This is a genomic window from Streptomyces collinus Tu 365 (assembly GCF_000444875.1).
GTDB lineage: Bacteria > Actinomycetota > Actinomycetes > Streptomycetales > Streptomycetaceae > Streptomyces > Streptomyces collinus_A.
Genome location: NC_021985.1, coordinates 4,769,946 through 4,782,741, shown reverse-complemented (window position 1 = coordinate 4,782,741; position 12,796 = coordinate 4,769,946). Strand labels below are relative to the sequence as shown.

11 protein-coding genes are annotated in these 12,796 nt (G+C 72.0%); 5 read left to right on the top strand and 6 right to left on the bottom strand.

The annotated features are described in order from the left end of the window. Positions 1 to 72: 72 nt before the first annotated feature. Together B446_RS20760 and dacB are read right to left on the bottom strand one after the other, a co-directional pair. Positions 73 to 1,206 carry a zinc-dependent metalloprotease gene (locus B446_RS20760; protein WP_043476149.1) on the bottom strand — a complete coding sequence of 378 codons (1,134 nt, stop codon included), beginning with the start codon at positions 1,204 to 1,206 and terminating at the stop codon, positions 73 to 75. 79 nt (positions 1,207 to 1,285) lie between these two features. Continuing rightward, positions 1,286 to 2,887, bottom strand: a complete 1,602-nt coding sequence (gene dacB, locus B446_RS20755; RefSeq protein ID WP_234967531.1) for a D-alanyl-D-alanine carboxypeptidase/D-alanyl-D-alanine-endopeptidase — start codon at positions 2,885 to 2,887, stop codon at positions 1,286 to 1,288. Between the two features lie 79 nt (positions 2,888 to 2,966). Between dacB and B446_RS20750 the strand changes: the two genes are divergently transcribed. After that, positions 2,967 to 3,458 carry an inorganic diphosphatase gene (locus tag B446_RS20750; protein WP_020941402.1) on the top strand — a complete coding sequence of 164 codons (492 nt, stop codon included), beginning with the start codon at positions 2,967 to 2,969 and terminating at the stop codon, positions 3,456 to 3,458. Between the two features lie 117 nt (positions 3,459 to 3,575). Further along, positions 3,576 to 5,237, top strand: a complete 1,662-nt coding sequence (locus tag B446_RS20745; RefSeq protein WP_020941401.1) for a threonine/serine ThrE exporter family protein — start codon at positions 3,576 to 3,578, stop codon at positions 5,235 to 5,237. Positions 5,238 to 5,249: 12 nt separating this feature from the next. Here B446_RS20745 and B446_RS20740 read toward each other — a convergent pair whose 3' ends face one another. Next, positions 5,250 to 6,401: a DedA family protein gene (locus tag B446_RS20740; RefSeq protein WP_020941400.1), complete on the bottom strand. Its 1,152-nt coding sequence runs from the start codon at positions 6,399 to 6,401 to the stop codon at positions 5,250 to 5,252. Between the two features lie 145 nt (positions 6,402 to 6,546). On the opposite strand from B446_RS20740, the gene B446_RS20735 reads away from it, so the two are divergent. Next, positions 6,547 to 6,912, top strand: coding sequence for a YbjQ family protein (locus B446_RS20735; RefSeq protein ID WP_020941399.1), 366 nt, complete (start codon positions 6,547 to 6,549; stop codon positions 6,910 to 6,912). A 14-nt stretch (positions 6,913 to 6,926) separates the two neighbouring features. Here the strand turns inward: B446_RS20735 and B446_RS20730 are convergent, their stop codons facing one another. Next, positions 6,927 to 7,688 (bottom strand): MerR family transcriptional regulator, encoded by a 762-nt coding sequence (locus B446_RS20730; protein ID WP_020941398.1) that lies wholly within the window; start codon positions 7,686 to 7,688, stop codon positions 6,927 to 6,929. Positions 7,689 to 7,810: 122 nt separating this feature from the next. On the opposite strand from B446_RS20730, the gene B446_RS20725 reads away from it, so the two are divergent. Next, entirely contained in the window at positions 7,811 to 9,097 is a 1,287-nt protein-coding gene (locus B446_RS20725) for an ion channel protein (protein WP_020941397.1), read from the top strand. A gap of 28 nt (positions 9,098 to 9,125) precedes the next feature. Further along, positions 9,126 to 10,532, top strand: a complete 1,407-nt coding sequence (locus B446_RS20720) for a glutamate decarboxylase (protein ID WP_020941396.1) — start codon at positions 9,126 to 9,128, stop codon at positions 10,530 to 10,532. A 65-nt stretch (positions 10,533 to 10,597) separates the two neighbouring features. On the opposite strand, the gene B446_RS20715 is transcribed toward B446_RS20720, so the two are convergent. Next, positions 10,598 to 11,140 (bottom strand): DinB family protein, encoded by a 543-nt coding sequence (locus B446_RS20715; RefSeq protein WP_020941395.1) that lies wholly within the window; start codon positions 11,138 to 11,140, stop codon positions 10,598 to 10,600. A 144-nt stretch (positions 11,141 to 11,284) separates the two neighbouring features. Then, a complete protein-coding gene (locus B446_RS20710) occupies positions 11,285 to 12,745 on the bottom strand; it encodes an aldehyde dehydrogenase family protein (RefSeq protein WP_020941394.1) in 1,461 nt (486 codons plus the stop codon). Positions 12,746 to 12,796: the final 51 nt, after the last annotated feature.

The window sequence follows — 12,796 nt, the reverse complement described above, 5'->3', positions numbered from 1 at the left end:
TCCCTCGGACGGGTGATTGGGGAGGCGTTCACCTGCCGTCGGCCGGATTCCTTTCACGACCTGCTCACCGGTTCACGACTCCGCCTTGCGGTGCACGCGGGCGACCCAGTCCGCCGGAGCGGCGATCTCGGCCTTGGTGGGCAGGGTGTTGGGCGAGGTCCACACGCGGTTGAAGCCGTCCATGCCGACCTGGTCGACGACGCCGCGGACGAAGCGTTCGCCGTCCCGGTACTGCCTCAGTTTGGCGTCCAGGCCCAGGAGTTTGCGCAGCGCGAGGTCGAGACGGGAGGCGCCCTTGGCGCGGCGCTGCTGGAACTTCTCGCGGATCTCGGCGACGGACGGCACGACCTGCGGTCCCACGCCGTCCATGACGAAGTCGGCGTGGCCTTCGAGCAGGGACATGACGGCGGTGAGGCGGCCGAGGATCTCGCGCTGGGCCGGGGTCTGCACGAGTTCGACGAACGAGCGTCCGCCGTCGTCCTCCTCGCCCTCGGGGCGTCCGCCGGCGAGGGACTGGGCGGCGTCCCTGACGCGTTCGAGGACGGTCATCGGGTCGACGTCGGTCTCGGCCAAGAACGACTGGATTTCACCCTCGAGATGGTCGCGGAGCCAGGGCACGGCGGTGAACTGGGTGCGGTGGGTCTCCTCGTGGAGGCACACCCAGAGCCGGAAGTCGTGCGGCTCGACGTCGAGTTCGCGCTCCACGTGGACGATGTTGGGGGCGACGAGGAGCAGGCGGCCGCCGCCGTTCTCGCCGGCCGGGAGGTCGCGGGTGGAGGGGGCGAAGGTCTCGTACTGGCCGAGGACGCGGGAGGACAGGAACGAGAGCAGCATGCCGAGTTCGACGCCGGTGACCTTGCCGCCGACGGTGCCGAGGACGGCGTTGCCCGGGCTGTTGCCGCGACGTTCCTGCATCTTGTCCAGGAGCGGCTTGAGGAGTTCCCGGAAGCCGGCGACGTTGGCCCGCACCCAGCCGGGGCGGTCGACGACGAGGACCGGGGTGTCGTGGGTATCGCCGGTGCCGAGCCGGGTGAAGCCCCGGACGTGCTCCTCCGATGCCTTGGCGTGCCGGCGCAGCTCCGCGACGACGGAGCGGGCCTCGTCACGGCTGACCTCGGGGCCCGGTCGTACGAGCCGTGTCGCGGTCGCCACCGCGAGGTTCCAGTCGACCATCCCGGGAGAAGCGGTGCCACCGAAGCTCGTCATGCGTCAACGGTACGTGAGCGTCACCGCTTGGGGCAGGCCGTGCGCGGGGCGGGGCCGGCCGGGTCGCGCGGCCCCGGGGTCACCCACAGCCGCACCCGGCCAGCGCCGTGGCCGTCACGTCCAGGGCCGCCTGAGCCTCGGGCGGGTTGGTGGTGCCGGAGGCCAGGAAGGCGAAGGCGAGGAGCCGGCCGTCCTGGTCGACGACCGTGCCGGCCAGCGTGTTCACGCCGGTCAGGGTGCCGGTCTTGGCGCGTACGACGCCCGCGGCGCCGTTGCTGTAGCGGGCGGCCAGGGTGCCGGTGAAGCCGGCGACGGGCAGGCCGGTGAGGACCGGGCGCAGGCCGGGGTCCGCCGGGTCGCCGGCCTTGACCAGCAGGGCGGTGAGCAGGTCGGCCGTGAGCCGGTCGTCGCGGTCGAGGCCGCTGCCGTCGTGGAAGGCGGTGCCGGACAGGGGCAGGCCGAGCCTGCCGAGCCGGGCGGCGACGGCCTTGGCGCCGCCCGCGTAGCTCGCCTGGCCGCCGCTCGCCAGGGCGGTGTGGCGGGCCAGGGCCTCGGCGATGTCGTTGTCGCTGTTGGTCAGCATGCGCTCGACCAGGGCCGACAGCGGGGGCGAGGAGACGGTGGCGAGGGTCTCGGCGGTGCCGCCGGCCTTGGAGGGGCCGGGCGCCGAGGTCTTGACGCCGGCGTCGTTCAGGAAGCCGGCGAACTTGTGCGCCGCGTCCGCGGCCGGGTCGCCGACCCGGGTGACGGGGCCGCTGCTCGACGCGTCCGTGCGGCCCTCGTCCACGGTGAGCGCGCTGACGGGGGCGAGGTTCTCGTTGACGCCGATGCGGTGCAGGGCGGGGCCGGAGTAGAGCGTGGTGTCGTAGGAGAGCGTGACCTCGTGGACGCCGCGCTTCTTCAGTGCCCCGGCGGTGCCGGTGGCGAGCGTCCGCAGGCTCGCCCAGCCGTCGGCCTTCCGGTGGGCGGTGAGGGTGGGGTCGCCGCCGCCGACGAGGACGAGTTCCCCGGTGCCGGGTTCGAGGGCGGTGCGGGTGGTGAAGCGGTGGTCGGGGCCGAGGGCGGACAGCGCGGCGACGGCGGTGGCGATCTTGGTGGTGGAGGCGGGGGTGAGCGCCTTGCCGGCGCCGGAGCCGTAGAGCCGCCTGCCGGTGCCGATGTCCACGACGGACGCGGTGTGGGTGCCGCCGAGCGCGGGGGCGTTCAGGAGCGGCTTCAGGACGTCCGCGAGGGCCTTCCGGCCGGGCGGGGCCTTCTTGGTGCTGACGGTGTCCGCGCCGGCGTCCAGGCCGGCGAGGACGGCCGCGGCGCTGGGGGCGGGCCGGGGCGCCCCGGAGGCGGTGCCGGAGGAGCCGTGATCTGCGCCACCTGATCGCTCCAGGGCGGCGGCCCGGTCGCGTTCGGCCGTACGCTGACCGTTGGCGTCCCAGGGGCCGGCGGCGGTCACCACACCGGCGGCCAGTGCCAGCCCGGCGGTGGCGGCGCCCGCGCTGTACTGCCAGGTCCGGACGTTCCGCGTGCGGGAAGGGCGGTCCGGCCCGGGTCGTACCGCCTCCGTCAGCCGCGTGACCCGCGGCTTCGCGGCCGCCGCCGCACGCGCCAGACGCGGTCGTACGGCGTTCGCGATCCGCACCACATGCGGCTTCGCGGCTCGCCAAGGTCTCACCTCTGGCACGACCACCAGCCCCTTTCGCGATCACACACCTGCGTGAGGGACACTTAATCACCAGAACTATGTGCTGATCATGGAGGAGCCACCGGTGGAGTTCGACGTCACGATCGAGATCCCGAAGGGTTCGCGGAACAAGTACGAGGTGGACCACGAGACCGGTCGGATCCGCCTGGACCGTCGCCTCTTCACCTCGACCGCCTACCCGACCGACTACGGCTTCGTCGAGAACACCCTCGGCGAGGACGGCGACCCGCTGGACGCGCTGGTCATCCTGGACGAGCCGACCTTCCCGGGTTGCCTGATCAAGTGCCGTGCGATCGGCATGTTCCGGATGACGGACGAGGCGGGCGGCGACGACAAGCTGCTGTGCGTCCCGGCCACCGACCCGCGGGTGGAGCACCTGCGCGACATCCACCACGTGTCGGAGTTCGACCGCCTGGAGATCCAGCACTTCTTCGAGGTGTACAAGGACCTGGAGCCCGGCAAGTCGGTCGAGGGTGCCAACTGGGTCGGCCGCACGGACGCGGAGCTGGAGATCGAGCGTTCGTACAAGCGCTTCAAGGAGACGGGCGGTCACTGACCGGCCGGTTTGCCTGCCACGGGCCGCGGTCACCCTCTCGGGGGTGGGCGCGGCCCGTTCGCGTACGCGTGCGCATACTGAGGCTGACGGAAGGCGTCGTTCAGGGAGCGGTACGAGGTGACGCAGGCGGAGGACAGGAAGCCGCGGTCGGACGAGGCGCGGACCACCTACGACCCGGAGATCACGTCCGAGTTCGCCATCCCCGCGGGCCTGGAGGTGTCCAAGGGCGGCGGTGAGCCGGAGACCACGTCCGAGTTCGCGGTGCCGTCGGGTCTGCAGACGCGGCAGCCGCCGGCCGCGGAGGCGGAGGGGTCGGCGTTCAGCCTGCCGAGCACCTACAGCGCCCAGGACGCCCCGCCGGCGTTCACCCCGGCGACGGGCATCCCCGCGGTCAGCCTGATCAAGGACGCGCCCTGGCAGGACCGGATGCGCACGATGCTGCGCATGCCGGTGACCGAGCGGCCGGCGCCCGAGCCCGTGCAGCGGGCCGAGGAGGGCGGGCCCGCGGTCCCGCGCGTGCTCGACCTGACGCTGCGTATCGGCGAGCTGCTGCTGGCGGGCGGTGAGGGTGCGGAGGACGTGGAGGCCGCGATGTTCGCGGTGTGCCGGTCCTACGGCCTGGACCGCTGCGAGCCGAACGTCACCTTCACGCTGCTGTCGATCTCCCACCAGCCGTCCCTGGTGGACGACCCGGTCACGGCGTCGCGGACGGTACGGCGGCGTGGCACGGACTACACCCGGCTGGCGGCCGTGTTCCGGCTGGTGGACGACCTGACCGACCCGGAGGCCCATGTCTCCCTCGAGGAGGCGTACCGGCGGCTGGCGGAGATCCGCCGCAACCGGCACCCGTACCCCGGCTGGGCGCTGACCCTGGCGAGCGGGCTGCTCGCGGGCTCCGCCTCGGTGCTGGTCGGCGGTGACGTGCTGGTGTTCGTGGCGGCCGCGCTGGGCGCGATGCTCGGCGACCGGCTGGCGTGGCTGTGCGCGGGGCGCGGGCTGCCGGAGTTCTACCAGTTCACGGTGGCCGCGATGCCCCCCGCGGCGATCGGGGTGGCGTTCGCGCTGGCGCACGTGGGCGTGGCCGGGTCCGCCGTGGTCACCGGTGGTCTGTTCGCGCTGCTACCCGGGCGGGCCCTGGTGGCGGGCGTGCAGGACGGGCTGACGGGGTTCTACATCACGGCGTCGGCCCGGCTGCTGGAGGTCATGTACTTCTTCGTCGGCATCGTCACCGGCGTGCTGATCGTCCTGTACTTCGGCGTGAAGGTGGGCGGCCAGCTGAACCCGGACGCGGCGCTGATCGTCTCGCAGCGGCCGGTGGTGCAGATCGTGGCCTCCATGCTGCTGTCGCTGACCTTCGCGGTGCTGCTCCAGCAGGAGCGGTCCACGGTGGTGTGGGTCACGCTCAACGGCGGGGTCGCGTGGTCGGTGTACGGCGCGATGCACGTCGCGGGCCGTATCTCGCCGGTGGCGTCCACGGCCGTGGCAGCGGGCCTCGTCGGGCTGTTCGGGCAGTTGCTGTCCCGCTACCGGTTCGCCTCCGCGCTGCCGTACACGACGGCGGCGATCGGGCCCCTGCTGCCGGGTTCCGCCACCTACTTCGGGCTGCTGAACATGGCGCAGAACCAGGTCGACAAGGGCCTGGTGTCGCTGGCGAACGCGGCGTCGCTGGCCATGGCCATCGCGATCGGGGTCAACCTGGGCTCGGAGATCTCCCGGCTGACCCTGCGGATCGGCTCCGCCGGCAAGCGGCGGGCGGCGAAGCGCACGCGCGGCTTCTGACCGCCCGGCCGCTCAGCGGTCGCGGTGGCCGTACGGGTACTGCTGCTGGTCGTAGCCCTGCTCGTCGTAGCCCTGCTCGTCGTACCCCTGCCGGCCGTAGCCCTGCTGGTGGTAACCGGGCTGTTCATGGCCCTGCTGGTCGTAACCCTGCCGGCCGTAACCCTGCTGGTCATGGCCCTGCTGGTCATGGCCCTGCCCACCGTAGCCGGGGTGCCCGTGGTGCTGCTGCGGGGCGGGCTGCTGCTGGTCGTACCGGGGCTGTCCGTACTGCTGGTGGGCGGGCTGCTGCGGATCGTGCTGCTGCGGGTACCCCTGCTGGTCGTAGGAGCGGTCGCCGTAGCCGCCCTGGTCCCAGTGGCCCTGCTCCTGCCGGGGCTCCTGGTACTGCTGCGGCTGGGACTGGTGCCGGGGCCGGTACTGCGGCTGCTCGGGCTCGATGCGGCGCAGGCGCGTGGTGGCGTCGTCCATGACCGGCCCCGACTGGTGCGGGGGCCGGAACTGCCCGGGGTCCGCCTGCCGCTCGGCCGGGCCGGCCGCGGCTTCCTTCCTGGCCTTGCCGCGCGCGCGGAGGAACTCGATCGCGATGGGGACCACCGACACCAGGACGATCAGGATGAGGATCGCCTCGATGTTGTTCTTGACGACGTCGTGCTTGCCCAGCCAGGAGCCGAGCAGGGTGACACCGGCTCCCCACAGGACGCCGCCGATGACGTTGAAGACCACGAAGGAGCGGTACTTCATGCCGCTGACGCCGGCGATGATCGGCGTGAAGGTGCGCACGACGGGCACGAAGCGGGCCAGGACCAGGGACTTCGGGCCGTACTTCTCGAAGAACTCGTGCGCCTTGGTGACGTTCTCCTGCTTGAACAGACGGGAGTCCGGCCGGTTGAACAGCGACGGGCCGACCTTCTTGCCGAACATGTAGCCCGCCTGGTCGCCCAGGACCGCGGCCAGGCAGATCAGGGCGATCGCGCCCCACAGCGGGAAGTCCAGCTTGTGGCCGGTGATCAGCAGGCCGCAGGTGAACAGCAGCGAGTCGCCCGGCAGGAAGAAGCCGATGAGCAGGCCGGACTCGGCGAAGACGATGAGCAGCAGACCCCAGATGCTGTAGGTGCTGAGCAGGTGGTTGGGATCGAGCCAGCTCGGGCCGAGGGCGAGTGTCATCACGGGGTCCGGGCTCCTGAGGGGAAGAGGCGGCTACGGCGTCTGGGGGACGGCCGCACAAAGCTATCAACGTGAGGTGACCGCCCCGGGTTCCACCGGCGACTCCAGGATGCACTGTGCGACGACCCGGGCAAAGCTGTGAGCCATGGGACTCGATGACTACGGCGGCGGCCAGGGGCCCCAGCCGGACGTGCTGGTCGTGACGACGAACGACGTGCCCGGCCACCGGGTGCAGCAGGTGCTGGGCGAGGTGTTCGGGCTCACCGTGCGCTCCCGGCACCTCGGCAGCCAGATCGGCGCCGGGCTGAAGTCGATGATCGGCGGCGAGCTGAAGGGGCTCACCAAGACGCTCGTGCAGACCCGCAACCAGGCCATGGAACGCCTGGTGGAGCAGGCACGCGCGCGTGGGGCCAACGGCGTGCTGATGTTCCGGTTCGACGTGACCGAGGCGGCGGACGTGGGCACGGAGGTGTGCGCGTACGGGACCGCGGTGGTCCTGGCCCGGGAGTAGCCCCGGGCCAGGGGTCACGCGGTGTGCCGGTCGGCGTTCGTGGCGATCGCCTCGCTCAGGTGGTCGGCGAACCCGGGCCGGGTGGAGTCGTAGAACGCCCTGAAGCGCTCGTCGGCGACGTACATGCCGCCCAGGCAGCGGTGCATGGCGTGCGGGCACTCGTAGAACCACTTGCCGATGTGCAGGCGGTGCTCCTCGGCCAGGTCCATGGCCGCCTCGCCGGACGGCAGGCCGCCCGCGGTCATCAGGGCGACGTAGCGCGCGGTCCACTCGTCGCTCTCGGCCCGCACGCGCTTCCAGTCGTCCTTGGTGTAGCGGGCGGCGCGGCGCTGCGACTCCGCGTAGGCCTCGGTGCCGCCCCAGCGCCGCTCGGTCTCCTCGGCGTACTTCTCCGGATCGTTCTCCCCGAAGACCTCGAACCGCTCCTCGGGGGTGAGGTCGATGCCCATCTTGTGTGCCTCCATGGCGTGTTCCACGGCCGCGGCCATCTTCTGCAGCTTCTCGATCCGGGCGGTCAGCAGGCCGTGCTGGCGGCGCAGGTGCGCGGCCGGGTCCGTGTCCGGGTCGTCGAGCAGGGCCGCGACCTCGTCGAGCGGGAAGCCGAGCTCGCGGTAGAACAGGATCTGCTGGAGCCGGTCGAGGTCGGCCCCGGTGTAGCGCCGGTGCCCGGCGTGGGTGCGCTCACCCGGCACGAGCAGTCCGATCTCGTCGTAGTGGTGCAGGGTGCGCACCGTGATGCCGGCGAACCCCGCGACCTGTCCCACCAGGTAGCCCACCTCTCGCTCCTTGTCGTCGGTGACGTCGGTACGCCGTCCACGGTGAGGCCTGACGTCGCGTGAGGTGCAAGCCGCGTCCGCCTCGGGGTGTTCGTTATGTTCTGTCCGCTTATGGTGAGCCCGTGGCCCAGGACACCGAGCAGCAGGCTCGCACGACCCGCCCGGCGACCCCGGCGCGGACGCTGCTGCCGCTGGTGCTGCCCGCGGTGGCCGTGGGCGTGGGCGCGAGTCTGCTGTACATCGGTGTGAGCTCGGCGGCCGAGCAGCTCCAGCACGTGCTGTGGGGGCCGCTGCCCCACGCGCTGGGGGTGGGCCCGTACTCGGTGCTGTGGATGTTCGTCATGCTCGTGGCGACCGGCATCGCCGTCGGCCTGGTGGTCTGGAAGGTGCCCGGGCACGCCGGGCCCGACCCCGCCACGACCGGCCTGAACGCGCCCGCTCTGCCTCCGCTGGTGCTGCCCGGCCTGCTGCTGGCCACCGCCCTGATGCTGGCCGGCGGCCCGAGCCTCGGCCCGGAGAACCCGATCATCGCCGTGAACGTGAGCGTGGCGGCCTGGCTGGGCGGCCGCTGGATGCGCCGCGCGCCGGGCGCGCTGTGGCCGATGCTGGCCGAGGCGGGGACGATCGGGGCGCTGTTCGGCACGCCCGTCGCGGCGGCGCTGGTCATCTCCGAGGCGCTGGCCGGGCGGCCGATCCGGGGGATGCTGTGGGACAACCTGTTCGCGCCGCTGACGGCGGCCGCGGTCGGGGCCATGACCACCACCCTGCTCTTCCGTCCCGCCTTCGACCTCGGGCTGCCCGCGATGGGGGCCCCGCACTGGCAGGACGTGCTGGCCGCGGTGGTGATCGCCCCGGCGGCGGCCCTGCTCGGCCTGTGCGCCGTCGCGGCCTTCCCGTACGTCCACGCCGCCTTCCAGCGGCTGCGCCACCCGATGCTGATGCTCCCGGCCGGCGGCGTCGTCCTCGGGGCACTGGCGGCCCTGGGCGGCCATCTGACGCTCTTCAAGGGGCTGGCCGAGGTCTCGGAGCTGGCGCACGACCCCGCGGGCTGGACGGCCGGGCAGTTCGCCCTGATGGCCGTCGTGAAGCTGGCCGCGCTGGTGGTGGCGGCCTCCAGCGGCTTCCGCGGCGGGCGCATCTTCCCCGCCGTCTTCATCGGCACCGCCCTGGGTCTGTGCGCACACGCGCTGGTCCCCGGCGTGCCGGCCGCCCTGGGTGTGGCCACGGCGGTGCTGGGCATCCTCCTGGCGATCACCCGGCAGGGCTGGGTGAGCCTGTTCACGGCCGCCGTGCTGGTGGCCTCACCCGCGATCATCGCCCTGCTGTGCATCGCTTCGCTGCCCGCCTGGCTGCTGGTCACCGGGCGGCCGCAGATGCAGCTGCGCGAGGACGGCACACCGGTCCGCTGATCCTCACTCCCCGTCTGGAGGCACGTTCATGGCTCTGCACGAAGGCCCCGAGAAGCACAACGAGCGGCCGATGTCGGTCAACCCGTTCTTCGGGCAGGCGAACCCGGTCGCCGAGATGACCCAGGCCCCGCCCAAGCACCGGCTGCCCGACTCGCCCCTGCCGCCCGACACGGCGGCGCAGCTCGTGCACGACGAGCTGATGCTGGACGGCAACTCCCGGCTGAACCTGGCCACCTTCGTCACCACCTGGATGGAGCCGCAGGCCGGGGACCTGATGGCGGAGTGCCGCGACAAGAACATGATCGACAAGGACGAGTACCCGCGCACCGCCGAACTGGAGCGGCGCTGTGTGGCGATGCTCGCCGACCTGTGGAACGCGCCCGACCCGGCCGCCGCCGTGGGCTGTTCGACCACGGGGTCGAGCGAGGCGTGCATGCTCGCCGGCATGGCGCTCAAGCGGCGCTGGGCGAAGCGCAACGCGGACCGCTACCCGGGAGCCCGCCCGAACCTGGTCATGGGCGTCAACGTCCAGGTGTGCTGGGAGAAGTTCTGCAACTTCTGGGAGGTGGAGGCCCGGCTGGTCCCGATGGAGGGCGACCGCTACCACCTGGACCCGCAGGCGGCGGCCGAGCTGTGCGACGAGAACACCATCGGGGTCGTCGGCATCCTCGGCTCGACCTTCGACGGGTCGTACGAGCCGATCGCGGACCTGTGCGCGGCCCTCGACGCCCTCCAGGAGCGCACCGGCCTCGACGTGCCCGTGCACGTGGACGGCGCGTCCGGCGCGATGGTGGCGCCCTTCCTGGACGAGGACCTGGTGTGGGACTTCCGGCTGCCGCGTGTGGCGTCGATCAACACCTCGGGGCACAAGTACGGCCTGGTGTACCCGGGTGTCGGCTGGGCGCTGTGGCGGGACGGGGAGTCGCTGCCCGAGGAGCTGGTCTTCCGGGTCAACTACCTGGGCGGCGACATGCCCACCTTCGCGCTCAACTTCTCCCGCCCCGGCGCCCAGGTGGTGGCGCAGTACTACACGTTCCTTCGGCTGGGCCGCGAGGGCTACCGGGCGGTGCAGCAGACCACGCGGGACGTGGCGACCGAGCTGGCGGACCGGATCGAGGCGCTCGACGACTTCCGCCTGCTGACCCGGGGCGACGAGCTGCCGGTGTTCGCCTTCACGACCGCGCCGGGCGTCGAGTCGTACGACGTGTTCGACCTCTCCCGGCGGCTGCGCGAGAGCGGCTGGCTGGTGCCCGCCTACACCTTCCCGCCGAACCGGGAGGACCTGTCCGTGGTGCGGATCGTGTGCCGCAACGGCTTCTCCCGCGACCTCGCCGACCTCTTCATGGACGACCTGTCCCGCCTGCTGCCCGAGCTGCGCCGGCAGCCGCACCCGCAGACCCGGGACAAGGCGGCGGCGACCAGCTTCCACCACTAGGGCCCGTCGTCCGGACCGGGCCGGGCCCCGTGGGGCCCGGCCGGCGCCGGCCTTGCGAACTCCGTTCAGCCGCCCTGCTGTTCCAGGGCCACCAGCTCGAACGCCGTCCTGCCGTCCAGCGACTCGCGGATGATGTCGGCGTGGCCGGCGTGCCGGGCCGTCTCGCGGATCAGGTGCAGGCACAGCCAGCGCAGCGAGACCCGGCCCTCCGGCGGGAACCAGGGGTCCGGCGGCAGCGGGAAGGTGTCGTCCAGGCTGGGCGCGGAGCGGATGTACTTCTCCGTCCCGGCGGCGACCTCCGCCCAGTACGCGAGCTGGGAGGCGACCGTCTCGTCACCGGTCAGCTGGAAGGTCTCGTGCCAGTTCGACTCGTCACGCGGGACGGCCGGCGGCTCCTGCCGGGCCCGGGCCAGCCAGCCCTGCTCGGTCTCGGCGACGTGCTTGAGCAGGCCGCCCAGGGACAGCTCGCTGGCGCTGGGGCGGGAACGGGCCTGCTCCTCGGTCAGCCCGAGCAGCGCCCGGCGGATCCCCCCGCGCTGCTCCTCCAGGAACGCCAGCAGCGCCCCGCGCTCGTCGCCCCGAGCCTCCGCCGCTACGTGTGTGACCATGACCGGCCGCCTCTCATCGGATCCCGTCTTTCCCTGACACCGACGAAGCTACGGGCCCTTGCGGTCAGCTTCTGTCCGCAAGGGCCCGGCGCGCGCAAATGACGCGAAGAGGGTCGGTGAGATCGCGAGATCAGCGAGGAGGGGTCAGAACGGGAAGCCGCTGCGGCCGTGCTGCACCGAGATCCACTTGACGGTGGTGAAGGCCTCCAGGGTGGTCTCGCCGTTCAGCCGGCCGATGCCGGAGTGCTTCTCACCGCCGAACGGGACCAGCGGCTCGTCGTGCACCGTGCCGTCGTTCACGTGGAACATGCCGGTGTCGATCTGCCGGGCGAAGGCCACACCGCGCTCGACGTCCCCGGTGTGGACGGCGCCGCTGAGGCCGTACGGGGTGTCGTTGACGATCCGGACCGCCTCCTCCTCGCCGTCGAAGGGCACCAGGAAGACGACCGGGCCGAAGACCTCCTGGCGCAGCAGGGCGGAGTCCGCCGGCAGGCCGGTGAGCACGCTGGGCTCGACCAGGTTGCCGGTGGTGGTGCCGTGCACCAGGGCCGTGGCGCCCTCGGCGAGCGCCTGCTCGACCGTCCCCGTGAGGGCGTTCGCCTGGGCGGAGTTGATGACCGGGCCGATGACGGTCTGCGGGTCGCGCGGGTCGCCCACCTTGAGGGACCGGACCTTGCCGACGAACTTCTCGGTGAACTCGTCGGCGACCGAGCGGTCGACGAGCACCCGGTTCGCGGCCATGCAGACCTGGCCCTGGTGGACGTACCGGCTGAAGACCGCGGCGTCCACCGCGTAGTCGAGGTCGGCGTCGTCCAGGACGACCAGCGCGCTGTTGCCGCCCAGTTCCAGCACCGAGCGCTTGAAGTTGGCGGCGCAGACGGTGGCAACGTGCCGGCCGACCTTGTCGGAGCCGGTGAACGAGATGACCTTGGGCACCGGGTGCTCGATGAACGCGTCGCCGATCTCGGCGATGTCGGTGACGACCACGTTCAGCAGACCGCCGGGCAGGCCGGCCTCCTCGAAGATCTTGGCGAGGAGGGTACCGCCGGCGATCGGGGTGTTCTGGTGCGGCTTGAGCACCACGGCGTTGCCCAGCGCGAGGGCCGGGGCGACCGACTTGATCGACAGCAGGAACGGGAAGTTGAAGGGGCTGATCACGCCCACCACCCCGACCGGCACCCGGTAGACGCGGTTCTCCTTGCCGTCGGCCGGCGAGGGCAGGATCCTCCCCTCGGGGCGCAGCGCCAGATGGACCGACTCGCGCAGGAACTCCTTGGCGAGGTGCAGCTCGAAGCCGGCCTTCACACGCGTGCCGCCGAGTTCCGCGATGATCAGGTCGGCTATCTCCTGCTCGCGCTCCTCGATCAGCCGCAGCGCCCGCTCGAAGACCGCGCGCCGGGTGTACGGGTTGGTCGCCGCCCACTGCTTCTGGGCGCGCGCGGCGGCCTGGTAGGCCTGGTCGACCTCGTCGACCGTGGCCACGGTGATCGAGGCCAGCTTCTCGTCGTCGTACGGGTTGAAGTCGATGACATCCCAGGAACCGGTGCCCGGACGCCATTCACCGTCGATGTACTGCTGGGCCAGGTCGCTGAAGTAGGACGACATGTGATCCCTCAATCACTAGCAGACGCCAGATCCCGGTCACGGTCTGATCGC

Coding starts and splice junctions, on each gene's coding strand:
- B446_RS20715 (WP_020941395.1), bottom strand. CDS start 11,140: ATGGTCACACACGTAGCGGCGGAGGCTCGGGGCGACGAGCGCGGGGCG.
- B446_RS20740 (WP_020941400.1), bottom strand. CDS start 6,401: ATGACACTCGCCCTCGGCCCGAGCTGGCTCGATCCCAACCACCTGCTC.
- B446_RS20710 (WP_020941394.1), bottom strand. CDS start 12,745: ATGTCGTCCTACTTCAGCGACCTGGCCCAGCAGTACATCGACGGTGAA.
- B446_RS20760 (WP_043476149.1), bottom strand. CDS start 1,206: ATGACGAGCTTCGGTGGCACCGCTTCTCCCGGGATGGTCGACTGGAAC.
- B446_RS20720 (WP_020941396.1), top strand. CDS start 9,126: ATGGCTCTGCACGAAGGCCCCGAGAAGCACAACGAGCGGCCGATGTCG.
- B446_RS20735 (WP_020941399.1), top strand. CDS start 6,547: ATGGGACTCGATGACTACGGCGGCGGCCAGGGGCCCCAGCCGGACGTG.